We start from the raw sequence: 25,689 nt of genomic DNA, 5'->3' as shown, positions 1-25,689 counted from the left end.
CCTAATTTTCAGTAACTTAATTAACGAGGGCCAGTTACATCAATATAGCAGACGGGGTGAAAGACCGCGTCGGTATTATCCATGACCAATCGGGGCTTCAATTTAACTTGCACCTGAGCAAAGCCAAACTCAACACAGTAATTTCACTCCACGGCGGCCTAGCTCACGCCAACAAACGCCCAATCATATACCCCACCTGCATATCGCTTACCCGTCCCAACTGTGTAAAACGAATAGTGCCGTCCTTATCAATCAGTACCAATGAAGGCGTACCCTGAAGATTAAGCTTCTGCATCATCACGGGTACGGGGCCTGTCTCGGAGGGCAAGTCAATTGCTATGGGAAACTGCAGCCGATACTCATGGATGAAAACCTTGAGCGCATCGGGTGTCATCACATGGTGGTGCTCAAACACGGAATGCAGGCCAATCACCTGCACTTCATCACTTCGATACATCTCATGGATTGCCGCGGCTTGCGGCAATCCATGGGTCACACAGCCCGGGCACAGCATCTGGAATGCATGCAGTACAACCACCTGCCCCCGCAGCTTTTCCAACTGCAATGGCTCATTTGTATTCAGCCAACTGGCTACCGTTAATTCCGGAGCAATAACGCCTGTGCCGAGCATGGCCGAGCCTCCCTATATGTACACCCTCAGGTCACTGCGGGGATGTGGCCCACATCTATCAACGCTTTATTGGCGAACCGCAGAGACCTCGATTTCAATCAACCAACCAGGATTGGCCAATGCCGCTACTTCAACCGCTGAGCGAACCGGCAAATTAGGTTGCGCCTCCGTGCCAAAGAATTTGGTGTAGCCGTCCATAAACCCTGAGAAGTCCACCTTCCCATCTTGCGCCACAAGGAACACCTGCATGCGATAGATATCACCCATGGTCAGATCAAGTGACTTTAGGGCTTTCTCAATAGCTTGCAGGACAGAGGTTGCCTGCTCCTCCATCGAACCATATGCCGCCGTGGTTCCCGCGTCAGCTTTGTCATTGATAACAGCCGGAACCTGGCCACTCAGGTGCACCAGCGCCTTACTGGCAGGTATTTCAACCGCTAGTGATATCGGAAAATCCGAGTTTGGTAATTTATGGCGAATTACATCGTGGTCGCCAGAATGGCTGTCTGCATAAGCACTTGCGGCACCCGCAAATAGGCCGGCAATTGCTAATGTAAAAATAGATTTACGCATTCATCACTCCTCACGTGCGCAGCTGAGCACTCTCAGTAACACACACTATTGGTTAGCGGTTAGTCATCGCTTTCACATCGTCCAGTGTCGCCTTCTTTTGGTAGTCATTTCCAAAATGAGTTCGCACATAGTTCACCACTTCCACAATCTGCTCATCCGTCAAATAGTGTTTAAAACTCGGCATACCCCCCAACCCATTGACCAAAACATAAATAGGGTAGCCCGGCGCTGCCACCTTGGCGTTTTCGGCCAGTGCGGGATAAAACCCGGCACCTTCAGAAGCACCTTTACCGCCCTCCATGTGGCAACCTTGGCAGATGCTGTTGTAGAGGTCCTCACCGGTTTTCTGTTCGAAACTACTACTTTCAGAAACTGTCGGCGTGCCGGCGACAGCCGAAAGCGATGCGAACGCATAAATGCCAAGCATAAGAGCAAGCATGGTTAACTTTTTCATGGTGGACTCCTATCAGGCTGTTTGCTTCTTGGATTGAAGCGCGTGTTGGTGCAAGCGTTTGATCGCGTCCAACGACGACAGGATCGCGCCTTCCATCCATGCCGGTATATAGGATGCATGCTCACCGGCCAGCACAATGCGCCCATCAATCTCACAGAGGTTCTTGTAATGAGCTTTGCGGGTTTCCGGTGTCCATAAGCCATAACATCCATTAACCCAAGGCACCCGGTGCCACGCGACGGAAATACCATTATCGTATTCGTCCATGTATTGCGGGTGTATTTTCGCCCCGTATTCGAGGGCTTTCTTCACCCGCATTTCCGGAGACATCGACGTAAACTCATAGGAGTTCTCATCCCACAAGTAAGCGCCCAGCAACACCCCTTTGCCGGAAGAATGGTAATCGGTACTTGGGTAGCTGATTAGCTCGATGGGCATGTCGGTAAAGGTCACACCACCGTATATGTGATCATCCTCTTCCCAGAATCGACGCTTGAACTGCAATCCGACTTTAACACTGCTGTCATAGGGTACTGCGCGAATGGCGCTCGTCAGTTTGCTGCTGAATGTGGAGGGTATTTGGCCAAGGATCGAGAGCGGAATGGTGCAGACGCACCAATCGGCGGTTTCCGTCATGGTTTCGCCCGGATTCAGACTATCAACATAGTTAACAGTCACCCCGTTGTCGTCCTGATCAATCTTCGTCACTTTGCTGCTGTAGCGAATCAGGCTGCCAACTTCCTTCTCAAAGGCTTTGGCAATCATATCCATACCGCCGATAGGCTGGAACAAGGTGGCTTGATAATCGTATGAGTGGCCCTCGTTCAGATGCTTCCAAAGCGTTGAGTTAAGCAGCTCTGAACGGCCCATTGGCTGGGAGAATTGCTGTTCAGGCATTAAGCCACCGGCGGGGTCAATGTCGAAGCCCCGCATGAGGCTCGACTCTACGCTTTTGACGTATTTGTCGTCATCGTTGAGTGCACCCCATTCACGCATAACCAGTAGCAGACGCTCCGTGTCTTCCTTCGTCATGGCCTGATCGAGCCCTTTCTGATTGACACACTTGGCAAGCAATTCTGCAACGTGCCCCTGGAAATCCGCCTTTACTTCGCGGTAGCGCTTGGGCTTACCACCAAACGCTTTGGTGCTGTGGAAGTAGGCGTTGTGGTTGATCTGGGTAAACACTTCCAGCTTTACATCAAACTGCTTGCAGTAGTGCAAAACCGCGTGGTGGTGATAGGGAATACGCCATGGGCCAGGGTTAAGATAAAGACCTTTGTCGAACTTACATTCCTGGGTAGCGCCCCCCAGCTCAGTGTATTTGTCGCCGCCGCGTAACGTCCAGCAACGACCTCCCGCTTTCTGGTTGTACTCAAGAATCTTCACCTTGTACCCGGCTTTGCGAAGCTCGTAAGCCGCAGTCATACCGGCAAGACCACCTCCGAGCACGAGTACGGACGCCCCCGCTGGCGCGCCGCTCAATTCATAATTCTTGCTGTCAAAATTGGATTCGGCTGCAAAACCAAGCGTTGTCATGGCCTGGTACATTGCAACGGCTCCGGCCGTCTTACCAATCCACGAAAGCAGCTCCCTTCTACTAAAACCCTGAGTCGGTTCCATGTTCCACGATCTCCCCAGTAGGTACGATCATCGACCTTGAATACATTAACCAGCAATAATCATACGATTAGACAGTTACTGTTACCGCTACTTCAGGTTCAGAAAATTATTATATCTGCCTCCATAAACTTAGTATCTGCACACGAAAGGCGCAAACACGGCACCGACAATTAAATGTCGTTTTTTTGCGAGAACATTGCGCTGAGTTTTCTAAAGCCAGGACTACTCCAACGCTCCATTAACAATCGCCCGCAACTCCTGACGGATGGGGTAGGTCGATGAAGGGATCAGTTGCGTCATGAAGATCATCACCAGCTCCTCAACCGGATCGACAAAAAAACTGGTGCTTGCCAACCCGCCCCAGCCATATTCGCCTACAGACCCGTTTGTCTGGGATTTGGCAACGTCGGTTTTTACCGAAAAGCCGAGCCCATAACCTGTGCCAGGCATCTCCAACGGATCGAAGATATTCTCGCGCAGGTACTCATCAAAAGGCTGATCCGCCAGCAACTGCACCAGATACCCCAGCACATCGGTGCTGACGGAATAGTTCCAGGCGGTGCCCGGCGAGAACTCAAGAGGCAGTTCCGCCAGCTGATTGACCAAGGCCTCCATCGTCAGGTCCCGACTGCCATCAAGCCCTAATTCGCGATAAGCGGCATCGACGTTGGTGCGATTCATAAACCCTTGCGCTTTTACATAGGCAACCTCCCCTCTTCGGGCCACCAGAGTCAGCGCGCCGGGCAAGTGTCCGGGCTGGATATAACGGCATTCAAGATGACGCTCAATATTGAGAAGCCGATCCGATGCGAGGCCAGCGATCTGTTTTATTTCCGTCATGGAGGAGGCGCCTTTTTTTGCCTGGTACCTTGATTATTGCACCACTGAGCCAGAATCTGCAGCAAGCTCCTGTAACGCCAGCCACCTAATCAGTATTTACCCGGCAATTTTCTTGAACTTTGCACGAAAAGGCTGAACACTCTGAAAGCGAACAATAATCAATTCCTGGCCACAGCGAGCTGCCCTTTGACGACACCATCAGATAAAGAGGCCAATTCAGCAATCACGCGCCCTGACACAAGCGGTGTGGCCGAAAGCGCTCCGGAAAATTCGCATATTTACAGGCTAACAGGAATATACCGGGCTCTAAGCGCAATGAACCAGGCCATTAACCGAATGAGTGGCGAGGAAGAGTTGTTTCCGCTCGTGTGTAGATCGGCCGTTGATTTAGCTGGAATGAGCATGGCCTGGATTGGTATTTGCGATCCCGAATCAGAGTGCATTGTTCCGGTAGTATGCTATGGAGCGGAAACGGATTACCCGAAGCATTTAAACACCTCGATACGGCCAGGAAGGTCGGGCAACCTGGACCCTTCCGCGGCAGCTTATTGCTGCAATGACGCTGTAATTAACAATGACCGAGCAAACAAGGCTGGCTCAGCACCCCAAGCCGAGCACGAAAACGACCTTCACTGGGGCAGCAGTGGCAGCTTCCCCATCCAGCGGAATGGGAAACCTTTTGCTGTGTTTTCCGCGTATCACGGTGAAAGGAAGTTTTTCGGCGATGAAGTCACCAACCTATTCAACGAGCTGGCCCGCGACCTCACATTCGCACTCGACAACCTTGACCGGGAAAAGCAGCGCCGCGAAGCCGTTGAAGCTCTCCGTGTCAGTGAGCAGCATTTTCGGGCCTATTTCGAGCGCTCCATGTTTGGCATGGCGACCACCAGCCCGGATAGAGGCTGGATAGAGGTAAACCAGGCACTCTGCGACATGCTCGGTTACACAGAGAAAGAACTCCTCGCGACAAGGTGGACCGATCTGATTCACCCTGATGATCTCGAGGCTGGCCAAGCCCACTATCAGCAACTGATTGACGGCACAGTGGATGAACGCTCCGTTGAAAGACGGTTTATCCACAAATCCGGCCACCCCATCGATACTCATCTTGCTTTACGTGCCGTTCGAAATGCCGACAAAAGCTTTGCATACGTTGTGTCGCTAATTGAAGACATTACTCCCCGGAAGATGGCAGAACGCCGCGAACAGATGCGGCAAGATACCCTGGAGAAAGTCGCCAAAGGCGGATCTTTAAGTGAAATCCTATCGCAAATTATCACCTCGGCCGAATCAATCCTCTCCAGTTCCATGTGCTCTGTTCTTCTCATGGACGACGAAGGAAAACATTTAATAAGTGGTGCAGCGCCTAGCTTGCCAGACTTTTTCACCAAGGTTATCAGTGGCATTAGAATCGGGATGGGCGTTGGTTCCTGCGGAACCGCAGCGTACACAGGGGAGCGCGTTGTTGTCGAAAACATCGCATCTCACCCCTACTGGGAAAACTTTAGAGACCTTGCAGCCTCAGCTGGGCTGGGGTCTTGTTGGTCGGAGCCCATTCACTCCTCATCGGACAAAATCCTGGGCACCTTTGCCATTTACCGGGGCGCGCCAAGCGCCCCTGATGAACAAGAAATCATGCTGATCAAGAAGGCTGCCAACCTTGCAAGCATTGCCATCGAAAGAGCCCGCGCCGAAGAAGAGCTTCACCTTGCCTCATCTATCTACAAGAATACAGCCGAAGCCTTATTGGTTACTGATGCCTGCAACAAGATCACTGCGCTTAACCCTGCCTTTACCCAAATAACCGGCTACACACTTAACGACATTCGGGGCAGAGACACCTCGGTTCTTCACTCCGGTCGCCACGGCGCTGATTTCTATCAGGCCATATGGGAAACAGTTGCCCTGAAGGGATTTTGGCAAGGGGAGGTCTGGAACCGACGAAAAAACGGCGAAGCTTTCCCTTCGTGGCTTACCGTCAGCGTGATTCACAATGACAAAGGCGACATCCAACGTCATGTCATTATGGGCTCTGACATCACCGATAAGGTTCGTACAGACGAACTGGTTTGGCGTCAGGCAAACTACGACTTCCTGACCGGCTTACCCAACCGCCACATGTTCCAGGATCGACTGGATCAGGAGATTCGCGCATCTTTAAGCCACGGATCGATGCTGGCGCTCTTGATCATTGACCTTGATCACTTCAAGTATGTTAACGATTCTCTCGGGCACTCGATTGGGGACCGCCTGCTGGTAAAAGCGGCAAGCCGGATCAACGGCTGTGTCAGCGACTCAGATACCGTGGCCCGCATGGGCGGCGACGAATTCACAGTTATCCTGCCCCGGCTCACAAATACTCATGAGGGCGAGAAGGTGGCTGAGCAAATTATCAGTGCGCTGGCAGAGCCTTATTCTATTGACGGCGAGTCCATCTATGTTCAGGCCAGTATCGGCATTACCTTCTGTCCAAACGATGCTTCAGATGTTGATCAACTCATCAGCAACGCCGACCAAGCTATGTATGCATCCAAAACATCCGGGCGAAACCGCCTGAGTTATTTCACTCAGTCCCTTCACGATGAAGCCCGAAAACGCCTGATGTTGATAAACGACATGCGCTCGGCCGTCAAGAACGGGCAGTTTGAGCTTCACTTCCAGCCCATCGTAAATCTGACAACGGGCAAAGTCTGCAACGCCGAGGCATTGATTCGCTGGAATCACCCGGAACATGGAATGATCAGTCCGGCTGAATTTATTCCTCTGGCGGAGGAAACAGGATTGATCGTCGGAATCGGCGACTGGGTATTTCGGGAAGCGGCACGCCAGACAAAGCGCTGGAGCGACCTGCTCAATACCGGAATGCAGGTGTCGGTAAATATGTCTCCTGTACAGTTTCAGAGCAGCGCGCTGAACATTGCAGACTGGCTGGACCACCTCAAAACCCTTGGACTGGATCCTAGCTACCTGAGCATTGAGATTACCGAAGGGCTGTTACTGAATGCCAGTGACGGCGTTAAAGACAAACTATTGCGATTCCGGGATGCAGGTATCCAAGTGGCCATTGACGACTTTGGTGTTGGCTACTCCGCTCTGTCCTACCTGAAGCGCTTCGACATTGATTACCTCAAGATTGACCAGTCGTTTATTCATAATATTGAAACGGATCAAAACGACCTGGTGCTGTCAGAAGCCATTGCTATCATGGCCCATAGGCTCGGCCTGAAGGTTATCGCCGAAGGTGTCGAAACCGAAGCACAACGCCAACTGTTGCTGGAAATCGGTTGTGACTACGGGCAGGGATACCTCTTCTCTCGCCCATTGTCAGCTACAGCGTTTGAAGACTTCCTCATGAAAACATTAAAACCGAATTGAAACAGGTGTGAAGCACCTCTCTCAAATAAACATTTTTCTGTTCACCATCAGATATATATTTGCGCAATCAACTTTCCCATGGCGCTACTTAAATCTAAAATACCAGTAACGGACTACTCTCTTTTCTTTTAACAGGGCAACTGGCTTATGAACTGCACACTACGGATAGCGCTTTACGCTATCGCAATAATCTCCCTTTTTGGCTGCAGTGAGTCAAAGGAAACCGCTTCCCACCCTGTGGTTCAGCCCGTCAAAGTGATGACCATCGGCAGTGAAGACGCGACCCTGGCCCGTGAGTTCCCTGCCACCGTCAGAGCAAGCCAACGGGTTACTATGGCCTTTCAAGTACCCGGTCGGTTAGTCGAGTTCCCAGTTCAAGAAGGCCTGATCGTCAAAAAAGGCACGCTGCTTGGTAAACTGGACCCATCAGATTACAACAGTAATTTGGTCGCCGCGCGCACACAGTTGCAAGCGGTAGAGGCAAACTTCAATCGCGCCAAAGATCTGATCAAGAAGAAGTACGTCTCCCAAGCTGAGTACGACAAGATCGAATCCAGTTACAACGTTGCCCAAACTGAACTTGAAAAAGCCCAAAAAGCGGTGAACGAAACCAGCCTTATTGCGCCCTTCGAAGGGGTTATTGCCCGCACATTTGTCGACAATTTTCAGGAAGTGCAAGCCAAAGAGCCAATCTTGAATCTACACAACAATCTCGCACTGGAAGTCGTTGTTGATATACCGGAAAACCTGATTGTGCGTTACAGCAACCAGGGTACGGCGATCGACCTGAGCGCCCGGTTCGACGGCATACCAAACCGCACCTTCCCGCTCGCCATTAAAGAACACGCCACTGAGGCCAACTCTGATACACAGACTTTCCAGTATGTGCTTTCCATAGAAGACACCGCAGGCCAAAACCTGTTGCCTGGAATGACCGCCATTGTTCGCGCACAACAAAAACCAGACAACAGCAACAGTGAGACACTCATAGCAGTGCCGCTGTCGGCCGTGGTTGCCGACAGCAAACAACAGAAAATCGTCTGGATCGTCAATGACGACGGCAAAGTCAGCAAGCGCCCTGTGGAAACCGGTGACTTGGTGGGCTCCAGCAATATTCTGGTCACCCACGGACTGGAAACAGGCGACACCCTTGCCATTGCCGGCGCATCGTCGCTTACGGAAGGCATGCAGGTAAAACCCATCGATAAAGTGGAGTTCTGATCCACTATGAACATTGCTGCATGGAGCATTAAAAACAGCACCATCACCTGGATCGTTGTCCTTGTCATGGTGGCGATGGGTTACCACTCTTTCAACAATCTCAGCCGCCTTGAGGACCCGGAATTCACCATCAAGGAAGCCAAAGTCGTCACGCCGTATCCCGGGGCAACTGCCAGCGAGGTTGAAGAGGAAGTCAGCAACCTCATAGAACAGACTGCCCAAAAGATGGGTCAGTTGTTCTATGTGGAATCCCACTCTTATCGCGACAAATCCATTGTTTCGGTAAAAATACTCGATCAATACGACAAGTCCCGATTGCCGCAAGTCTGGGATGAGCTTCGACACAAAATCAGTGACGTGCAATCTCAACTTCCCCCGGGAGCCGGGCCGTCTCAGGTCATAGATGATTTTGGGGACGTTTATGGCGTATATCTGGCCATCACCGGTGACGGATACAGCCAGAACGAGCTCTACGAGTTCGCCAAGTTTCTGAAGCGCGAGTTGTTACTGGTTGATGGCGTCAAAAGCATTGCGCTATATGGCGAACCTCAGGAAACCGTTTACGTGGAGCCCTACACGGAAAAAATGTCGGCATTGGGCATACCCCCTACCGCGATATTCAATGTGCTGGGCGACAAAAACACGGTCGCTTACGCCGGGTACGCCCGCGCGGGCGATGCCCGCCTTGCCGTTCAGGTGTCTGGCGAACTGGACTCCGCGGAGCAATTCAAATCACTGATGATTGCAAGCCGGGGCAGTAGTAGCAGCCAAATCGTACTGGGCGATATTGCCAACGTGTACCGTGGGCAACAGGAGCCAGCCACAAACGTACTGCGCTTTAACGGTGAGCAGGCAATCGGCCTGGCCATTTCAGCCCGCTCCGGAAGCAATGTTATCACCATGGGCGAAGGCCTCGACGCCAGGTTGGAACAGCTGAAGCCCCAAATTCCATTGGGCATGACCCTCAATCCCATATCGATCCAATCCGATGCTGTATCAGAAGCCATCAGTGGCTTTACCGTCAGCTTGCTACAAGCAGTGGCCATCGTGGTACTGGTCTTGTTGGTGTTTATGGGCCTGCGCAGTGGACTGATTATCGGGGCGGTCCTGCTGATCACCATCATGGGCACGTTCATTTTCATGAACATTTACGCCATCAACCTTGAACGCATTTCACTGGGCGCGCTTATCATTGCCTTGGGTATGTTGGTGGACAATGCCATCGTGGTCACAGATGGTATTCGTATGCGCATGCAGCAAGGGGAAGACGCCCTCTCCGCTGCCAGTAAAGTTGTCAGCCAGACAGCCATTCCCTTGCTGGGCGCCACAGCCATTGCCGTTACGGCCTTTGCCGCCATCGGCACATCTGACGACTCCACCGGCGAGTACACCCGCTCCCTGTTTTCGGTCATCCTGATTTCCCTATCGCTGAGTTGGTTCACCGCAGTAACCGTAACGCCTTTACTGTGCCATAAGTTTTTGAAAACGACCGTGGCTGGCGATGACCAGCAAGCCTACTCATCGGGTTTTTATCGTAAGTACCAAGGCATGCTTCACAAAGCCATCCAGCACCGCTGGCTGACCATCGGCATCACTGCGATGCTGTTTGTAGTAGCCGTGGTGGGCTTTGGCTCGGTCAAACAAAGCTTCTTCCCGGACTCTACCCGTCCACAGTTTTACGTGGATCTGTGGTTCCCGGGTGATGCCGATATCAGTACCGCATCCGAAGGCTCAAGAGCATTTGAGGATATTTTAGCCGGTTACGAAGGCGTCACTCGGGTAACTACGCAAGTGGGTGGCAGTTCACCCCGGTTCCTGCTGACGTATTCACCGGAGCAGCCTAGCCCCAACTTTGCTCGAATTCTGGTAGATGTTGAGAACTATGAAACTCTCGCCCAACTGACTGAAAAAGCCCAGCAAGAGCTTGAAACGCTCCGCCCTGGCGTTGGCGTGAACGTCAAAAAGTTTGTGCTCGGGCCCGCGACCGGTGGCAAGATTCAGCTGCGCATTTCCGGACCAGACCCCGAAGCCTTGCGTCAGTTGGCTGGCAAAGCCAAGCAAGTGCTGGCTGCACACCCCAACGTAAAGGGGCTGCGTGATGAATGGGGTGATCTGGTAAAGGTGATTAAACCGGAGATTGCAGACGCTCAGGCCCAGAAGCTCGGCCTGGTGCGCGCTGATATTGCCCAGGCAACGGCCTTTGCTGTTGATGGCGTGCGCGTAGGTACCTACCGCGAAGGCGATGAATTGCTGCCGATCATTGCGCGGGCGCCGTTGGGCGAGCGCATGAGCCTGAACAACCTTGACCAAGCGTCTATATGGAGCCCGGCTGCTCAAAGCATGGTTCCGCTGGGCCAGGCTGTCTCTGATTTCGATGTTGGTTTTGAGAACGCGCATATCTGGAGACAAGACCGCATCACAATGCTGCGTTTGCACTTCGATCAGCGCGAGGGGTTATCCTCAGAACTTCTCGCTGACATCAAAGCCGATGTAGAGAAGGCGTTGAATGCCGATGTACGTGAGTATCTCGGATTATCAGACGATGCAGACGTCGAACACACCAATAAAACAATCCCTCTGCGATACCGAGACCGAATCCCGGTGGCAGACATGACCGGCTACTATTTTGCCTGGGGCGGCGAGAATGAAGACTCTATCAAGGGCTCAACGTCTATTGCCGAGTCTATTCCGGTGTTTTTCGGGCTGATGGTGTTCATCGTAATCGCCCTGTTCAACTCCATTCGCAAAACGTTTGTGATCTGGCTTGTAGTGCCACTGGCCATTATTGGAGTAACGGCAGGGCTGCTACTGTTCAACCAGCCCTTTGGCTTTATGGCGCTACTGGGCTTTATGAGCCTGGCCGGCATGCTGATCAAAAATGCCATCGTGCTGGTCGACCAGATTGACGTCGAACTGGCCGACGGCAAAGCGCCTATTGAGGCGATTGTTGATTCCGGAACCAGTCGACTGATTCCCGTAGCCATGGCTGCATTAACGACGATTCTTGGCATGCTGCCTCTGTTGACAGATGCTTTCTTCGTCGCCATGGCGGTCACCATCATGTTCGGGCTCGGCTTTGCAACGATCCTTACACTCGTGGTGGTGCCAGTTCTGTACGCAACCTTGTTCCGGTTTCGCAACTAACGTTCGTAAAGAGCAGTCCGGCTGAACGGCATTTTGTTCAGTCGGACTCTGCACCAATTTCCTGAAATGCCTGAACCAGCGTCTCGGGCTCCTGAGCTCCGGAGATAAGGTACTTGCCGTTGACTATGTAAGCCGGCACACCCGTAACACCCGCCTGCTGGTATTTGGCTTCGTCTTCTCGCACCGCCGCCGCGTACTGGTCAGACTCCAGTACTGCTTTGGCTTTTGCGGAATCCAACCCCAAAGACTCCACGCACTTGATCAGAACATCGTGGTCGGAGACGTTCTCTGCCTTACCGAAATAGGCAGTGAACAGCGCTTGCTTCAGAGCGGTCTGCTGGCCCTGTTCGCCGGCCCATTTCACCAGTCGGTGGGCATCAAAGGTATTGCAAACCAGGCGCTCCTGAATCTTTTCAAAGTTAAGTCCAAGATCCGTCGCGACCGCCATCATCTGGTTTTGAGTGGCGCGCAACTCATCTTCGCTCCGCCCATACTTACGGGCGAGCGCCGGCAAAATTGGCTCACCGTCTCCTCGGCTATCCGGGTTCAGCTCAAAAGCATGCCACTGAACCTCAAACTCATACTCTGCTGCCAGCTGTTCCATTGCGCGCTCCAAACGAGCGTAGCCAATGGCACACCAAGGACAAGCGATGTCGGAAACAATATCAATACTCATCTTGTTCATAGCGGATCCTGTTAATTGTCTGGGTCAACCAAAAGCCTCAATAGGTTCAATTTGGGCGCTGCCGGGCAACCAATGAAATCTGTTAGAATCGCCCCTAACCAACACCACCCCCTGATACATTAACAGGCCACCCTGCATGAAGCTCAATCCCTTTAACACCCGCATCGGCCTGGCTCTCGGGGGCGGCGCCGCCAAAGGCATTGCCCACATTGGCGTTCTGAAAGCGTTCGAAGAAGAGGGAATCCGGATTCATTGTATTTCAGGTACCAGTGTGGGTGCGCTGGTTGCCAGTTATTACGCCTTTGGGCGCCCGGTGGAATCCATACTTTCCATTGGTTCGGCGTTGAATCTATCCAAGATCCTGAACTTTACCTTTGAACGCGGGGGCCTGTTCAGCACGCAAGCTATTCGCGAGATGATTCTGCGAGATCTGGGGGACTGCCTCATCGAAGACGCCAACATCCCCCTCGCTATTTGTGCGACGGATATTGAAACTGGCAGGCAGTTGATATTCAAGACGGGAAACCTGGCAGATGCTGTTTGTGCCTCCATGGCTGTGCCTGGTCTGTTTGTTCCGGTCGAGGTGAACGGACGGATTCTGGTAGACGGCGGGCTGGTTGAAAATGTTCCGATTTCACCCCTAGCCAAAATGGGTGCTGGTATTACCGTGGCCATTGATCTGAGCCATGTCAGCCAGTACCAAAAGCCGGAGGACACCTTCGATGTAATCAGTAACGCCATCAACATTGCGATCGACTTTAACACTCGCAAACAATTAAAAGAGGCGGATATTGTAGTGCCGCTGGATTTAAGTGGTTACAGCCTCACAAACAATGCAAAGCTTGTGCAAGAGCTCTACATGGAAGGCTACCGTCCCATGAAAAAGAAGATTCAACAGGTGCTCTGGTACAAACGGGCAAATGTTTTTATGTACCTTCTCAAAGCAACCAGAAAACTGCTCCCTCTGAAGGTGCCTGAGATTATTAAAGATCTAAAAAACCACTTGTTAGCCTTTCGCAACCGAATCTAGCAATTTAAACAGTAATAGCAGTGATCCAAAAACGCGCATACAGACTACTCTGTAAACCTGCCTATTGTTTGAAGCTAACGGAGTTTTTGCATGATTACAGTCCACCACCTCAACAATTCCCGGTCACAACGCATTCTCTGGATGCTGGAAGAGCTGGGAGTGCCCTACGAGATCCAACGCTATGAGCGCGATGCCAAAACCATGCTGGCACCGGCAAGTCTCAAAAAAATACACCCGTTGGGTAAGTCACCGGTGATCACCGACGGCGATCTGGTAGTGGCGGAGTCCGGTGCCATTATCGAGTACCTAGCCCACACTTACGGCAAAGACACCATGCTGCCAGACGGTGGTGGCCAGGCGTGGCTGGATTACACTTACTGGCTGCACTACGCCGAAGGCTCATTGATGCCGCCGCTGGTTATGCGCCTGGTGTTTGAGAAGGTAAAAACCAGCCCCATGCCCTTTTTTATCAAGCCAGTGGCAAAGGGCATTGCCGATAAAACCAATGAGGTTTTCATCGGCCCCATGATCAAAACTCACCTGGATTTTGTTGAAGCCCACTTGGCAGAGAACGCCTGGTTTCTGGGAGACAACCTCAGCGCCGCAGATATCCAAATGAGTTTCCCTCTGGAAGCTTCGGTCGCCCGCGGCATCGTAGGTAAGAACCGGCCTCACATCACTGCCTGGGTCGAACGCGTGCACGCCAGACCGGCCTATCAGACTGCCCTGGAAAAGGGCGGTGAATACGACTTCGCCTAAGGGTAAGTTAAGCCGCCAGCGCCGTCCTCACCTTTTTCCCCAGATGGCCCATATCAACACGGCCAACCACCTGAGGGCGCAGCGCACCCATCACTGAGCCCATGTCCTGCATGCCTTTGGCGCCGGTCGAGCTGATTGCCTCCTGGATCAGCTTATCCAGCTCATCCTCAATCAGTGCAACCGGCATGAACTCTTCGATGATCACCATTTCCGCTCGCTCGATATCACCCAGTTCCGTACGGCCAGCGTTATCGTACTGACTGGCGGAGTCGCGGCGTTGCTTGAGCATCTTATCCAGCACCTTCAAAACGTCGTCGTCATTCAGGTCGCGGCGCTCATCAATTTCAATCTGTTTAATCGCAGCCTGGGCCATACGCAGTGTGACGAGCCGAGTTTTATCCTTATTTCGCATTGCGTCTTTTACTGCGGTACTTAGTTGTTCTTTGAGTGATAATTCAGACATTATCGGTCTCCTGCTGCATGGATTAAGGGCTGTAAGTTTGCATTATGCAAAACGGCAGATCTAGCGGAAAATCAGCTGTGCCGTGAAGTTTGATCTGTCTCTGGCTGCGGCACTTTTATTTTGCCGAAGCTCCCCAATATAGAGGTAGATACTTGGCGCCCCTACTGCACAGGACCTGACAATGAACGATATTCTCAAGAAGTTCCTTTTTGTTTCCAGCATCTACCTGCTAGCACCGACTGCTGGTGCTTTCAGCCTGAACGACACCATTTCCACTGGCACTCAGGCTCTGTCCTCCACCAGCGAAGTCAGTGGTGAAGCACAGCAACTGCTCGGACTGTTAGAAAGTCAGCTCGGCGTCACTGAAACTCAAGCAGTTGGCGGCACCAGTGCCTTACTGCAACTGGCGAAAAACGATCTGGGCAGCGATGCCATAAGCACTCTCACAAACAAAGCGCCGGGGCTATCCAGCTTGCTTGGGGCAGGCGACATAAGCCAAGGTTTGCTCTCTGGTATTTCATCCATGGACGGGGTGCAATCGGCCTTCTCAGCTCTGGGTATGGACAGCGCCATGATTCAGCAGTTTGTTCCAATTATTATGGGTTTCCTGGGGGACCAAGGCGTAGGATCTTCATTGCTGGGGCAGCTACAAGGCCTTTGGTCGCCTGCTAGCTAATTGCCTCGCAATTAGAGAAGATCACAATCAGGTTGCAGGCGGCGATAAAACTCAGCACCGCAGATGGCTCAAAAAGCGAACACCAAGCCAGCGGTAATTATTCCAAACAGGATGGACAGCCCGACTAAGGTTTTCCATGGAAAGGGCGGCGGGGGCGGCTCCACAGAGAGTTGCTCCTCCAGATAGTTTCTCAGTAAACGCGTATTGCGAGTATTGGCCTTATAAATGGCATCAAAGGCATCCCCCACCACCGGGACAAGCCCACCAACGAAATCGATACCCATATTTCGCAGGATACATCGCTTCACATCCTTGCTGGCTCCAGCCCGCTGAGCTTCGACCAAAACATAGCCTGACAAAACTAAGCCTGCCGCGTCTCCCACCACCGGCACCAGACCAATAATGGCCTCAGCCCCAATCTGGAATCGAGTAAACGGAATGCCAATGCTGCTGTCAGTAAAACGGCTGAACTTATCAAGCCGTTCAAGTATCGCCCGCTGCCGGGCTTCGGTAGGCTTTGCCATAAAATATCCCGAAAAAGAAAACGTCAGATAACTGGTGCCAGATGGAATGGTAAACACCCAGCCCGTGATGAGACTATAAAACCCAAGCGAGAGGAACAGGCCACCTGACTGTAGTGGAGCAAGTATGACTGATGATAATGCTATGAAACACCTGGATCGCTGCGTTGAATTGGCCACCAAGGCGCTGGAGACCGGCAACCCGCCGTTTGGTTCAGTGCTTGTGGATGAGAGCGGCGCAGTAAGATACGAAGGCCACAATCTGACAGTGGGGGGTGACAGCACTCAGCACCCGGAGTTTGCAATCGCCCGCTGGGCCGCAGCGAACATGACGCCGGGTGAGCGCGCAGCATCAACCGTCTATACCTCAGGCGAACACTGCCCAATGTGTGCCGCTGCACATGGCTGGGTTGGCCTTGGCCGTATTGTTTACGCCAGCTCCTCCAAGCAGCTGGTCGCCTGGCTGCAAGACATGCAAGCGCCGTTACCACCTGTGGCAACTCTACCCATCACTAGCGTAGTGCCCGACGCACAGGTTGAGGGGCCATTTGCAGAGCAAGCTGCTGCCATTCATGAATTGCACAAGCGGTTTCAAGGTATCAACAAATAAATCTAGTTAGCGCTACTTAAAGCGACTGGCGCAGCACATTCTCGATAGTTGCCGTTGATAGCACAACAGGATTGGCCTTCATGGAGGAAGCCCCAACGGCAGCTTGTGTCGCTGCAACTATGTGCTCTTCTGTTACACCAATTGAAGCCAGTCCTGGCAAACCATTCTGAACAATCCATTCACGAAAACGCTTTAGAGCCTGGCTTTCCGGCACCTCAAACACTTCAGCAATCCAACGAATTACATCATCGATACGAGCTTTATGCCCAGCCTCGACTACGTTATCCCGGTTTGCTGCAATACCTGCAGGCAATAGAGCACCGCAGATGGCTCCGTGGGGCGCACCGCACAAACTGCCTAGCGGGCCGGCAATGCCATGCACAACTCCCAACCCGGAGTTCGCAAGAGCGAGCCCACCAAAGAGGCTTACCTGCGCCAAAGCATCACGAGCGTCCTTGGACTCCCCTTCCATCAACTGTTTCAAAGCATGAAGCCCCTTGGGGATAGCTTCTTTACACAACATATCTGTGAACAGGTTTGATCGCGACGAGAGATAGGGCTCGATGACCTGAGTAACCGCATCCAAACCTGAGTAGAGGCTGACTTGTTTGGGGCAATTATCGGTGAGCGCCGGGTCGACCAGCGCCAGATCCGGAAACAACTGGTTATCCCTCAAGCTCACCTTACGCTGGGCCTCAACCACGTCGATAACCGCATTTCGAGTTACCTCTGCGCCGGTGCCCGAGGTGGTTGGCACCAGTATCAACGGCAGGCGCTTGGCAGATAACGGCAGCCCGCTCCCTACCACCTCAAGATGGCTTAACAGCTCCGTGTGGCTTGGCAGCATGGCTGCAAGCACCTTTGCTGAATCCATAACCGAGCCACCACCAATGCCAAGTACCAGATCGACCCCGAGTGATTTACCCTGTTCAACGGCGGCAGTAAGCGTGTTCAAGTCAGGCTCTTTTTCAATGGTCAGAGTCTGTACGATATCGATAGACGTGAATGACTCGAACACTGCCGAGAGCCTGCCCGGGTTTTTGCCGTGCACAATCAATGCTCGCGAACCCAGTTTTGCTGCCCTGTCGTTCAACTGAGCGATGAAACCACGCCCGAACAGAATCTCGGTTGGGGTCACCAAGCTAAATGTGCCTAACATAAACAATGCCGCCTTGAAGATTGGAAGGGATGCCCGCTTTATGGAACCTCAGCGTACCTTTTCCTTTATCATTCGGGAATGTGCGATTTTCGATTCAATGCGCCACACACTCACTTGCCTGTAGATACGCCTATCACTATGCCCACCGCCACATCGACCGAGCCAACCATCTCCGAAGCTGAGATAGAACAGGCCATTCGCTCAGGCATCGAGCGTTACTTCGACGGCTGCCGGGCACGGGTGCCGGCGTTTATTGACCGCCACTTCCACTACCCCGGTGCCCTGGAAACCAACCGGATGGCGCTGGGATGGGACATGTTGCGGGCCCCGATAAATCTACTGTGGGCGCCAGTCTACGCCCTGGCATGCCTGATAAAAATCCTGACCCCCAACCGCACAGGCCTGATGTGGCTGCACGGGTTGGCAAACCGTGTTCCCGCAGGTTTTACCACCCAGGTACAGCAGCACATTTCGCATCTTATTCTGGTAGATCTACTGAATGATGGTCAGGACGCTCCCTTGCTGGAGAGCCATTTGGTTGAGGCGCTGGAGACAGTCTATGAGCGCCATGCTTCTGAACCAGTCGATCATCAGCGGTTTGGCAAACTGGCTGAACCGCTGGTCGCGGACGCTCTCAGCCAGTACCGGATAACCCGAACAGCGTCTGCCGATATCACCAACAGCATTTCCTGCACGGTGCTGGGCGCGTTCGCATTCCAGAAGTTTACGCCAGGTGGCATTGGGCTCGGGGTGGTGCTCGCTTCCATGCTGGCAAAAACCCTGGCCGCCAGAGACTTCATTTTGGGCGAGACAATCGGTGGGTGGTATTACAGCTGGTTTCCGCCGGAGCCTACGCTGGCGACAACGGCCAGCGTTATGATCGCTGTTATGGCCGCACTGGCGGCGTTTGCGGCCCTATCCGGTGTCATCTTCGATCCAGTACAAGCGGCGGTCGGCTTGCATCGTCGGCGCCTGCATAAGTTACTGGATCACCTGCAGCGGGACGTCACCCTCAGCACCCAAAGCAGCTTTCGCCCGAAAGATCAGTTTGTGGCGCGGATTCTGGATACCTTCGACATGATCAAATCCGGCCTACTTTAGCTATTCGTCAACCTGGAGCGTTTCAAGCAGCTCATCTATGTCTGCTTTAAGTTCCTTATCATCAATTTTATTCGCGTTAACTTTTGCCGCCTGAAGGTTTTTGATGGCGGCATCCGTTTGGCCCAGTTCAATTTGCAAGGTGGCCATGGAAAATGCGATCGACGACATATGATCTTTTGCATTGATTGCCACGGCTTTTTCCATAGCCTTGTCGTAGCCTGCCAAGGCCTCTTCCAGATTTTCTGTGAAATCGGCAAGCGTTTCCCATTGTTCCGGGTGGTCTTTGTCGGTATTTTCGTTATCGATGCATACAGATTTCAGCTCTGCATAGAGCGAATCAAAAGTCGCAGCATCATCGTTTTGGTCAGCCTCCATAAGCTTTTCCGCTAGGCTGTAAACGGATTTATATATCTTGGTACTAATCATCACTTATCACCTTTCCAACCCCTGCGGGCGTATCTAATAGTATTGTTCAATGATTTTCTGAATTTCACCCTCACTTTCGAGTTGTCTGTGCGCCTCTCTAAGCTGCGCCAGCGTACTGTCATCAACACCCGCCCGGCTGATGCCGTGATAAAGTTCCGAGCCGCTGAGGGCAAAAGGGTGTATGGCGAGACGCCGGTATGCCGGGAGGTGCCGAATCTGGTATGCCGTTGCGATTCTTGATTCGAAAAAGCCCAGTATCCGCCCATTGGCTACTTTAAGATAATTGAGCTCCCCCTTACTGACCGCCTCAAAGCTATCAGCAAACTCTGGATCGTTTTTCATCCGAGTCTCGAACTCGTGTGAATAGAAGACACCCGATTGATACCCATACTTCATGCCCCGCGCCCGGCTTTCCTTGACCAGGTCATCCAGTGACGTAATAGGCAGGTTTTTATTATCCTTGCTGACAACAAGAACCATCTCATCCAGATACACCGGACCAATCCATTCTATATATTCAGAGCGCTCCGGAGTTTTGGACATATTCGTCATGTAGTGCAACGTACCAATTTGCATCGATCTCAAACCACGTTCCCAGGGCTGATCTAAAAAAACCGGGCGGTAGCCGGCTCGCTCGATGATTCTCGATGCAATCTCCACACTGTACCCTGTCCAACGACCTTGGGAATCCAGGTGGTAATTGGGTGGGAAATCCGTCACTCGCACTTTCAGCGTATTTTCAGCGAAAGCAGCACCCGAGCAGAAGAGCAATGCCAGCAGGAAGGTACGCAATCCGTTCATAGCTAAATTCCAGAAGATGAGTTATTCAACTTAACATCATAGAGCCTGGAACTGCGACAGGTATGCAAACCCGCAGGCTTTACGTTTCATAGGCCTTACGATAATTACCCTGATAATCAAAGATCCGCTCCTGCACCTGCCAGTAGTGCTTTTGTTTGCGGGCAATCACAAAATCCGGCGCAGGCATCAAATCCTGCATCTCAAGCACCTCATCAATCCCGCCAAACGCGCGCGGAGCTTGGCTATTCGCTAAACGCCGGCCAAATAGTTTGTTGAAGACGTTACGTTGCGCCGGTTTGCTGAAATCAAACGACTCGCTGAGTTCTTCACCGTCTTCGCTGTGATAGGTGATTTTCAGTTTGCTGCCCGTTCCACTCAGGGTGATGCCGGCGCAACGGATCACCATGGCATCTTTCAGTTTCAGAGCATCTTTTAGCTGATCGTCCGGGTCAATAATGGCCTTTTTACACTGGTGGCAGTTACGGGCAGCGATATCATTTTCGGCGTTGCAGTGTGGGCATTCCTTGAAACGGAAACGGTAGTCGCACTGCTCGGGGCGCTCGCTCGGCACTCCAGGCTCACCCTCCTCTGCTGGCTCCAGCAGCCCCTGACAACGGCGGCCATAGTGCTCAATCACATGGCCTTCATTATCTGTTTTACCCCAGAAGACATTAGCAAACCCGCAGCCCGGGCAAAATACCTGCACCGGCTCGCTATCTGGGTTCGGTTTCTTCTCCCCCACTTCCGGGTGATGGAGATTCACATTATTGCCGGCGTAATCGATCACCATGCAATCCTGTTTGCCTTCATCCAGACGAAGACCACGACCCACGATCTGCTGATACAAACTCACCGACTGGGTAGGGCGGAGAATGGCGATAAAGTCCACGTGGGGGGCATCAAAGCCGGTGGTGAGAACAGATACATTCACCAGATACTTTAATTGCTGCTGCTTGAAGCCCTGAATCAGGGAATCCCGCTCATTCTGGTCAGTAGCGCCGGTAATCAAGGCCGTTTGGTGAACTGGCAGATAGCCGGTGATCTCCTTCGCATGATCCACGGTTGCCGCAAAGATCATCACCGCCTTGCGCTCAACCGCCAGCTCCACCACCTGCTCGATAATGGCCCGGGTTACACGCTGGTGTTTGCTCAACAGTTGGTTAACGTCTTTTTCGGTGTACTCGCCAAAGCGGTTCTGAGACAAGGTGGAGAAATCGTATTGTGTTACCGCTGCATCAACCAACTCGGGTTTAGTGAGATACCCCCGGTTAATCATATAGCTCAGCGGCAGTTCGTAGATGCAGTGCACAAAGGGCTTATCCTGCTCACTGCGAACAAAGCCCCGGTAGTGATAGCGATAGATCCAGCCCATGGCCAAACGATAGGGTGTGGCGGTCAGGCCGAGTACTTTAAGGGAGGTGTTCTGCTGCCGTAGCAGGTCGATAATTGTTTGGTACTGACTGCTGTCATCATCGCTAACCCGATGGCACTCATCGATGATGATCAGTGAGTACTCATCCTTGAACTGCTCCAGATTGGCAGACACAGACTGCACACTGGCGAAGGTGACCTGATGCAGGTTTTCCTTGCGCTTGAGCCCGGCTGAGAAGATACCGCCCGTTAACCCGTAACTCTGGTATTTGGCGTGATTCTGCTCCACCAGTTCTTTTACGTGGGTCAGAACCAGAATTTTGCGTCGGGCAAGGCGGGCCAATTCAGCGATAACCAGGCTCTTACCCGCACCGGTTGGCAGCACAATAACGGCGGATTCATCGAATTTTCGAAAGTGCCTCAAGGTGGCATCAACGGCTTCCTGCTGGTAAGGCCGCAGTTTGAAAGGTGCATTCATTAAAGTCGGATAACTCCGTCACCTTGATCGAACAACCAGCGGTTCCAGTCCGAACCCAGCATGGTTACACCACCAAGGTAGTTATCATCCACAAGGTAATACGAGAGTGTGCGATCCCCCCTGTTGAAGTTGTGCATCAGCCGCACCACAAAGTTGCGTCTGGTTGGTGTCGAGAGCAAGAAACAGACAAACTGGCCCGACTGAGCCCTCAGACTGCCACTTCCAGACGAATCTGAATGCCGCCATTTGTCACTTGGTAATTTCAAAAACTGATCGATCTCCGCCAAACGGCCCTGCTCACGGGCTCGAGCGACAACCCACTGGTTATCCGGGTGTCGCTCAAAATACAAACCCGATTCATCTCGTTCCAACATTTCCATCTGCTCAGCGAGCCCTTCGTTTAACCAGGCGGGCGCATAGGGAATGATCGAATCGACAACCGCGTGGCTTACCTCGTGCTTGATCGTTTTAAAGGTAAGGCTCCGGTGTTCCCGAATATAGACAACAATCTGGTGTTCGGAGGGTATATACAGTCCGTACGAAGCAATAGAGCTGCCTCTATTATTTCCAATCAGATAGTTCTGATATTCAGCCTTACCCCTGAAAATCAGAATATTGACTGGCACCGTCCTGTACATATCAAAGGACATAACACGATCAAAAAACTCGTAAACATTATTCACGCCATCAGCAATCTGCTGATGTTCCTCACCTGTCAGTTCAACATCTACAGTTTTAATGTCGATCTCATAGCGCGCCCATTTCGACGCGCCAGGCTTAACCCTGATCTCTTCCTGCTCAATGCGGTGGTCTTTTCGATCACTGAAGTGAACCTTCCCGTCTTCGTCCACCCACTTATAGATCTGTGCGTAGCCGGGGCTCGCAAACACCGCAAAGAGCAAAAACACGAGGACTGGATGCACGGCTGCCCGAACCGTCAATGATGACCGCCGGGCCCATGTGCATGGCCATGTGCTAACTCTTCCGGATCAGCAGCGCGAACTTCAATGATTTCGATATCAAAAGTGAGGGTTTTGCCCGCCATCGGATGGTTCGTGTCCACATCGGCAAATTTGAGTCCGACCTTGGCGACAACCACATGACGGCGGCCGTGCTCTGTTTGCACCTGGGCGACCATGCCCTTCTTCCAGCGTTTGGCTCCCATCAAATGCTTGACGGGTACGCGTTGAATGGCATCAGCTTTACGCGGCCCGTAAGCTTTTTCCGGAGCGAGGGTAACGCTGAAGGTATCGCCAGCCTCGCGCCCCTCCATAGCTTCTTCCAAACCTCGGATAACACCACCGTGGCCATGCAGGTAGGCATTTGGCTCGCCGCCGCGCGAGCTTTCAACAGCATTGCCTTGTTCATCATTAACGTTGTAGTGGAACAGGACCACTTGGTTCTTTTCGATGGGCATAGGGTTCTCTGCGTTGGTCAAAAGTACGCCATTATAACCAGCAGCGGCGCTGACTTCAGCGACTAGTTTGCGGAACTGGCGTCAGGGCTTGGCACTTCACCATCAACAAGGGCTATAAACTCTGAAACTGGGACAGGATGACTGAAATAGTACCCTTGATAGAGATCACACCCGAGCCCTTGGAGAACATCCAGATGGGACTCTTTTTCCACCCCTTCAGCCACAACACTAATGCCAAAATTCTTGCCTAAATCAATGATGGATTTCACCATAACCAAATCCATTTCATTGTTAAGCAAGTCACCCGTAAAAGAGTGGTCAACCTTGATTTCATTGATCGGGAGATGTTTTAAATAACTCAGCGATGAATAGCCCGTTCCAAAATCGTCCAAAGAAAACGACAACCCGAACGCGACCAACTCATTGAGCTTTTCTATAATTTCGTTGGTGTCACCCAGCAAAACCGTCTCGGTAATTTCCAGCGTAAGCTTGGAGCGATCAACACCAAACTCTGAAACAATCCTTTTCACATTCGCTACGAAGTCCCCAGACCAAATCTGCTTGGCGCTGGTGTTAATGGACACTCGCAAATGTTGATATCGCGAATCGGATTCCCACTCCTTCAGCTGTTTGCAGGCTTCAGCCAACACCCATTCACCCATCGGAGAAATCAGGTTCGAGCCTTCCACTACAGCGATAAACTCGCTCGGACGGAGCAGACCACGCTCAGGATGGTCCCAACGAATCAGCGCCTCCGCTGATACCAGATTCTGGCCTGGATCGTACTGAGGCTGGTAGTGCAAAACAAAATCACCTTGAACCAACGAGTGCCGCAACTCCTTTTCCAGGCGTGCCGTTCTATCAATTTCATCCTGAATGACCGGATCAAATACGGCAAAATCATCACGCCCCTTGCTCTTTGCCTGGTACAACGCCAAGTCAGCAAGCTGGAGCAACTCAGTGGCCATTTTCAAGCCAGGCTCAAAAATGGTGATCCCGATGCTTGCCGTCACAGCGTATTCAATGGGAGGGCGATTATTGTTCAGTTTTATACTGACTTTTTTACCTATGGCTGTGCGGACATCCTGAGCAATCAACTTTGCTTTAACCGCCGCTTTTTGCGGATCAGCATCCAGATCACTGAGAACAACAACAAACTCATCGCCGCCAAATCTGGCAACGGTATCGTCGCCACGCACCAGAGAATTAAGCCGAGCCCCCAAGACCACCAGCAAATCGTCACCGGCTTGGTGACCATAGGTGTCATTGAGACTCTTGAAGTTATCCAGATCCACAAAAAACACTGCGCCGCATTTTCCGGAGCGTTTGCAGCGATCAAGCGCGAGACCTAGCCTGTCGCTCAATAGGGCGCGATTCGGAAGCTTGGTCAGGGGGTCGTAAAAAGCCAGTGACTCAATTTTGGATTGATCAATTTTCTGCTGAGTAACGTCCTGGATAATGCCTGCCAGCAGCTCCGGTTTACCGTCTTCATCGCATTGTACAATGTCGCCCCGATCCCAAAGCCATATCACTTTTCCATCAGGCCGCTTAAACCGGAACTCAATGTCATAGGGGGTATTGTTTTCCAACAACGCCTGAAGCGCATCGGCAACACGTTGCTGGTCTTCCTCCATAACGCGGTCCATAAAATCCGAAAACGACGCTGCGGACCGGTAAACGCCTGTGATTTCCTCCCAACCTTTATTGAACAACACATTATTGGTTCGTGTGTTCCAGTCCCACATGCCTTCCCGGGAAACGGCCAGGACATGCTCCAGACGCTTGGCGTTAAACTCTGCCAGGTTCTTTAATTCGGTTATTTCGGTGATGTCGCGGGCGATAACAGCAATATTCAACTCGCCGAGACTGTTTTTGAAAGGGATTTTTAAAGACTGGAAGTGGCGAATTTTGCCCGTATTGTTATCGGTAGAGTCTTCGTAAACTGTTTCAGGCTTGAAGCGTCGCATTACGCTCTGGACATTCTCTTTGAAAAACCTGCCCTGCTCCTTATTACCTGTAAAAAAGGAGTCTTCTTTACCGATCATTTCTTCTGGGGTGGTGCCATAGAGTTTGGCGACGAAATCATTGACGAAAACAAAGTTGCCATCCCAGTCTTTTGCCAGGATAGGCTCCGGTATTGCGTTAACGATGTCAGACAGCAACCGGTTCTTTTCTCTTTCAGCATCCAGTTGTGATTTAGGTGAATCGCCCATGAAAATGCTGCCTGTTCTATAGAATCTTGAAACTAGCGCAGTGGTTATGGGGTGTCAAAAAAACAAAGCGTCTAGCGATATACTGAGCGCCTGAACGTATTCACACGAGGGGTCTGAAACA

General features: G+C 52.0%; 23 protein-coding genes. 8 read left to right on the top strand and 15 right to left on the bottom strand.

The features are described 5' to 3' along the window. Nucleotides 1–163 precede the first annotated feature (163 nt). From AADB16_RS06600 to AADB16_RS06580, 5 genes are all read right to left on the bottom strand, one after another. Nucleotides 164–631, bottom strand: a complete 468-nt coding sequence (locus AADB16_RS06600) for a peroxiredoxin family protein (protein WP_309043556.1) — start codon at nt 629–631, stop codon at nt 164–166. A gap of 66 nt (nt 632–697) precedes the next feature. Then, a complete protein-coding gene (locus AADB16_RS06595; protein WP_309043557.1) occupies nt 698–1,204 on the bottom strand; it encodes a RidA family protein in 507 nt (168 codons plus the stop codon). Between the two features lie 52 nt (nt 1,205–1,256). Then, entirely contained in the window at nt 1,257–1,658 is a 402-nt protein-coding gene (locus tag AADB16_RS06590) for a c-type cytochrome (protein WP_410802152.1), read from the bottom strand. Nucleotides 1,659–1,670: 12 nt separating this feature from the next. Then, nucleotides 1,671–3,278, bottom strand: coding sequence for a flavin monoamine oxidase family protein (locus AADB16_RS06585; protein ID WP_410802150.1), 1,608 nt, complete (start codon nt 3,276–3,278; stop codon nt 1,671–1,673). Between the two features lie 222 nt (nt 3,279–3,500). After that, a complete protein-coding gene (locus tag AADB16_RS06580) occupies nt 3,501–4,118 on the bottom strand; it encodes a serine hydrolase domain-containing protein (RefSeq protein ID WP_410802148.1) in 618 nt (205 codons plus the stop codon). 315 nt (nt 4,119–4,433) lie between these two features. On the opposite strand from AADB16_RS06580, the gene AADB16_RS06575 reads away from it, so the two are divergent. From AADB16_RS06575 to AADB16_RS06565, 3 genes are all read left to right on the top strand, one after another. After that, entirely contained in the window at nt 4,434–7,493 is a 3,060-nt protein-coding gene (locus AADB16_RS06575; protein WP_410802146.1) for an EAL domain-containing protein, read from the top strand. A 147-nt stretch (nt 7,494–7,640) separates the two neighbouring features. Beyond that, nucleotides 7,641–8,714 (top strand): efflux RND transporter periplasmic adaptor subunit, encoded by a 1,074-nt coding sequence (locus AADB16_RS06570; protein ID WP_410802144.1) that lies wholly within the window; start codon nt 7,641–7,643, stop codon nt 8,712–8,714. 6 nt (nt 8,715–8,720) lie between these two features. Continuing rightward, complete coding sequence (locus tag AADB16_RS06565) at nt 8,721–11,858, top strand: efflux RND transporter permease subunit (protein ID WP_410802142.1); 3,138 nt, start codon at nt 8,721–8,723, stop codon at nt 11,856–11,858. Nucleotides 11,859–11,895: 37 nt separating this feature from the next. On the opposite strand, the gene AADB16_RS06560 is transcribed toward AADB16_RS06565, so the two are convergent. Next, on the bottom strand, nt 11,896–12,543 hold the full coding sequence (locus tag AADB16_RS06560) for a DsbA family oxidoreductase (RefSeq protein ID WP_410802140.1): 648 nt from the start codon (nt 12,541–12,543) through the stop codon (nt 11,896–11,898). 136 nt (nt 12,544–12,679) lie between these two features. On the opposite strand from AADB16_RS06560, the gene AADB16_RS06555 reads away from it, so the two are divergent. Both AADB16_RS06555 and AADB16_RS06550 read left to right on the top strand, forming a co-directional pair. Continuing rightward, entirely contained in the window at nt 12,680–13,573 is an 894-nt protein-coding gene (locus tag AADB16_RS06555; protein WP_309043565.1) for a patatin-like phospholipase family protein, read from the top strand. 90 nt (nt 13,574–13,663) lie between these two features. Then, nucleotides 13,664–14,332, top strand: a complete 669-nt coding sequence (locus AADB16_RS06550) for a glutathione S-transferase family protein (RefSeq protein ID WP_410802138.1) — start codon at nt 13,664–13,666, stop codon at nt 14,330–14,332. A gap of 7 nt (nt 14,333–14,339) precedes the next feature. On the opposite strand, the gene AADB16_RS06545 is transcribed toward AADB16_RS06550, so the two are convergent. Beyond that, nucleotides 14,340–14,795, bottom strand: a complete 456-nt coding sequence (locus tag AADB16_RS06545; protein ID WP_410802136.1) for a GatB/YqeY domain-containing protein — start codon at nt 14,793–14,795, stop codon at nt 14,340–14,342. Between the two features lie 181 nt (nt 14,796–14,976). Here AADB16_RS06545 and AADB16_RS06540 point away from each other — a divergent pair, with 181 nt between their 5' ends. Continuing rightward, nucleotides 14,977–15,471 carry a DUF2780 domain-containing protein gene (locus AADB16_RS06540; RefSeq protein ID WP_309043568.1) on the top strand — a complete coding sequence of 165 codons (495 nt, stop codon included), beginning with the start codon at nt 14,977–14,979 and terminating at the stop codon, nt 15,469–15,471. A 68-nt stretch (nt 15,472–15,539) separates the two neighbouring features. Here AADB16_RS06540 and AADB16_RS06535 read toward each other — a convergent pair whose 3' ends face one another. Further along, nucleotides 15,540–15,995 carry a DUF4112 domain-containing protein gene (locus tag AADB16_RS06535; protein ID WP_309043569.1) on the bottom strand — a complete coding sequence of 152 codons (456 nt, stop codon included), beginning with the start codon at nt 15,993–15,995 and terminating at the stop codon, nt 15,540–15,542. A 124-nt stretch (nt 15,996–16,119) separates the two neighbouring features. Between AADB16_RS06535 and AADB16_RS06530 the strand changes: the two genes are divergently transcribed. Further along, on the top strand, nt 16,120–16,602 hold the full coding sequence (locus tag AADB16_RS06530; protein ID WP_309043570.1) for a nucleoside deaminase: 483 nt from the start codon (nt 16,120–16,122) through the stop codon (nt 16,600–16,602). A gap of 16 nt (nt 16,603–16,618) precedes the next feature. Here the strand turns inward: AADB16_RS06530 and AADB16_RS06525 are convergent, their stop codons facing one another. Beyond that, nucleotides 16,619–17,761 carry an iron-containing alcohol dehydrogenase gene (locus AADB16_RS06525; protein ID WP_410802134.1) on the bottom strand — a complete coding sequence of 381 codons (1,143 nt, stop codon included), beginning with the start codon at nt 17,759–17,761 and terminating at the stop codon, nt 16,619–16,621. 78 nt (nt 17,762–17,839) lie between these two features. Between AADB16_RS06525 and AADB16_RS06520 the strand changes: the two genes are divergently transcribed. Further along, nucleotides 17,840–18,862, top strand: coding sequence for a DUF6635 family protein (locus tag AADB16_RS06520; protein ID WP_410802132.1), 1,023 nt, complete (start codon nt 17,840–17,842; stop codon nt 18,860–18,862). Here the strand turns inward: AADB16_RS06520 and AADB16_RS06515 are convergent, their stop codons facing one another. From AADB16_RS06515 to AADB16_RS06490, 6 genes are all read right to left on the bottom strand, one after another. After that, nucleotides 18,863–19,237, bottom strand: a complete 375-nt coding sequence (locus tag AADB16_RS06515) for a tetratricopeptide repeat protein (protein WP_410802130.1) — start codon at nt 19,235–19,237, stop codon at nt 18,863–18,865. A gap of 84 nt (nt 19,238–19,321) precedes the next feature. After that, complete coding sequence (locus tag AADB16_RS06510; RefSeq protein WP_298448806.1) at nt 19,322–20,089, bottom strand: substrate-binding periplasmic protein; 768 nt, start codon at nt 20,087–20,089, stop codon at nt 19,322–19,324. 79 nt (nt 20,090–20,168) lie between these two features. Then, nucleotides 20,169–21,938: a DEAD/DEAH box helicase family protein gene (locus AADB16_RS06505; protein ID WP_410802128.1), complete on the bottom strand. Its 1,770-nt coding sequence runs from the start codon at nt 21,936–21,938 to the stop codon at nt 20,169–20,171. Beyond that, nucleotides 21,938–22,879, bottom strand: a complete 942-nt coding sequence (locus AADB16_RS06500; RefSeq protein ID WP_410802126.1) for a DUF4124 domain-containing protein — start codon at nt 22,877–22,879, stop codon at nt 21,938–21,940. The genes AADB16_RS06505 and AADB16_RS06500 overlap by 1 nt, the downstream gene beginning before the upstream one ends. Next, nucleotides 22,876–23,355 carry an FKBP-type peptidyl-prolyl cis-trans isomerase gene (locus AADB16_RS06495; RefSeq protein WP_410802124.1) on the bottom strand — a complete coding sequence of 160 codons (480 nt, stop codon included), beginning with the start codon at nt 23,353–23,355 and terminating at the stop codon, nt 22,876–22,878. The genes AADB16_RS06500 and AADB16_RS06495 overlap by 4 nt, the downstream gene beginning before the upstream one ends. A 62-nt stretch (nt 23,356–23,417) precedes the next feature. Beyond that, nucleotides 23,418–25,568 carry an EAL domain-containing protein gene (locus tag AADB16_RS06490; RefSeq protein WP_410802122.1) on the bottom strand — a complete coding sequence of 717 codons (2,151 nt, stop codon included), beginning with the start codon at nt 25,566–25,568 and terminating at the stop codon, nt 23,418–23,420. Nucleotides 25,569–25,689: the final 121 nt, after the last annotated feature.

It is taken from the genome of Marinobacter sp. KMM 10035 (genome assembly GCF_046537445.1).
GTDB classification, from domain to species: Bacteria; Pseudomonadota; Gammaproteobacteria; order Pseudomonadales; family Oleiphilaceae; genus Marinobacter; species Marinobacter sediminicola.
The sequence above is the reverse complement of the archived record's forward strand: the minus strand, read 5'-3'. Positions and strand labels throughout refer to the sequence as shown.

Coding starts and splice junctions, on each gene's coding strand:
- AADB16_RS06600 (WP_309043556.1), bottom strand. CDS start 631: ATGCTCGGCACAGGCGTTATTGCTCCGGAATTAACGGTAGCCAGTTGG.
- AADB16_RS06595 (WP_309043557.1), bottom strand. CDS start 1,204: ATGCGTAAATCTATTTTTACATTAGCAATTGCCGGCCTATTTGCGGGT.
- AADB16_RS06590 (WP_410802152.1), bottom strand. CDS start 1,658: ATGAAAAAGTTAACCATGCTTGCTCTTATGCTTGGCATTTATGCGTTC.
- AADB16_RS06585 (WP_410802150.1), bottom strand. CDS start 3,278: ATGGAACCGACTCAGGGTTTTAGTAGAAGGGAGCTGCTTTCGTGGATT.
- AADB16_RS06580 (WP_410802148.1), bottom strand. CDS start 4,118: ATGACGGAAATAAAACAGATCGCTGGCCTCGCATCGGATCGGCTTCTC.
- AADB16_RS06575 (WP_410802146.1), top strand. CDS start 4,434: ATGAACCAGGCCATTAACCGAATGAGTGGCGAGGAAGAGTTGTTTCCG.
- AADB16_RS06570 (WP_410802144.1), top strand. CDS start 7,641: ATGAACTGCACACTACGGATAGCGCTTTACGCTATCGCAATAATCTCC.
- AADB16_RS06565 (WP_410802142.1), top strand. CDS start 8,721: ATGAACATTGCTGCATGGAGCATTAAAAACAGCACCATCACCTGGATC.
- AADB16_RS06560 (WP_410802140.1), bottom strand. CDS start 12,543: ATGAACAAGATGAGTATTGATATTGTTTCCGACATCGCTTGTCCTTGG.
- AADB16_RS06555 (WP_309043565.1), top strand. CDS start 12,680: ATGAAGCTCAATCCCTTTAACACCCGCATCGGCCTGGCTCTCGGGGGC.
- AADB16_RS06550 (WP_410802138.1), top strand. CDS start 13,664: ATGATTACAGTCCACCACCTCAACAATTCCCGGTCACAACGCATTCTC.
- AADB16_RS06545 (WP_410802136.1), bottom strand. CDS start 14,795: ATGTCTGAATTATCACTCAAAGAACAACTAAGTACCGCAGTAAAAGAC.
- AADB16_RS06540 (WP_309043568.1), top strand. CDS start 14,977: ATGAACGATATTCTCAAGAAGTTCCTTTTTGTTTCCAGCATCTACCTG.
- AADB16_RS06535 (WP_309043569.1), bottom strand. CDS start 15,995: ATGGCAAAGCCTACCGAAGCCCGGCAGCGGGCGATACTTGAACGGCTT.
- AADB16_RS06530 (WP_309043570.1), top strand. CDS start 16,120: ATGACTGATGATAATGCTATGAAACACCTGGATCGCTGCGTTGAATTG.
- AADB16_RS06525 (WP_410802134.1), bottom strand. CDS start 17,761: ATGTTAGGCACATTTAGCTTGGTGACCCCAACCGAGATTCTGTTCGGG.
- AADB16_RS06520 (WP_410802132.1), top strand. CDS start 17,840: ATGTGCGATTTTCGATTCAATGCGCCACACACTCACTTGCCTGTAGAT.
- AADB16_RS06515 (WP_410802130.1), bottom strand. CDS start 19,237: ATGGAGGCTGACCAAAACGATGATGCTGCGACTTTTGATTCGCTCTAT.
- AADB16_RS06510 (WP_298448806.1), bottom strand. CDS start 20,089: ATGAACGGATTGCGTACCTTCCTGCTGGCATTGCTCTTCTGCTCGGGT.
- AADB16_RS06505 (WP_410802128.1), bottom strand. CDS start 21,938: ATGAATGCACCTTTCAAACTGCGGCCTTACCAGCAGGAAGCCGTTGAT.
- AADB16_RS06495 (WP_410802124.1), bottom strand. CDS start 23,355: ATGCCCATCGAAAAGAACCAAGTGGTCCTGTTCCACTACAACGTTAAT.
- AADB16_RS06490 (WP_410802122.1), bottom strand. CDS start 25,568: ATGGGCGATTCACCTAAATCACAACTGGATGCTGAAAGAGAAAAGAAC.